Below are 412 nucleotides of genomic sequence, written 5' to 3'. Positions count from 1 at the left end.
GCTGCAGTTTCTCGTCGGTCGTCAGTTGCGCGACGAGTGCGGCCGCGCGCTGGTCGGCCGCCGCGTCGGGGTCGGCCGGCGCATGGATGTCGTCGCCGCCGCATGACGCGAGCAGCATCGTGAGCGCACTTGCGGACGCAATCGTCGAACACCGGAACAGCGAAGTTTTCATTGATCCTCCAGAATCGATCTGTTGTACTGGTCGCCAAACTCCAGAAGCAGCGTCAGGCCATCCTGGAATGCGCGCAATTCGTTGCGCAGTTCCGAGGCATTGCCTGTGACGATCACACTGGGGTTTTGCCCCGGCACTTGAAAGTGAGTAACCAGCGTGGTGGGCAACACGGGCGAGTCGATCGCCAGCTCAACCCCCTGCCCGGATTGGGCGAAAGCCGACAGATGCTCCAGCGACTCG

General features: G+C 62.6%; 1 protein-coding gene. It reads right to left on the bottom strand.

Features of this window, described 5'->3' with window-relative positions; translation table 11 throughout:
* Positions 1-168 precede the first annotated feature (168 nt).
* Positions 169-412, bottom strand: a 244-nt coding sequence (locus SB772_RS39245; protein ID WP_410838422.1) for a hypothetical protein, incomplete at its 5' end; no start/stop codon positions are given.

The organism is Paraburkholderia sp. SIMBA_030 (assembly GCF_046535245.1).
In the GTDB taxonomy this organism is placed as follows: domain Bacteria; phylum Pseudomonadota; class Gammaproteobacteria; order Burkholderiales; family Burkholderiaceae; genus Paraburkholderia.
Note: the sequence above shows the minus strand (reverse complement) of the source record. Positions and strands in the feature narration are given on the sequence as shown.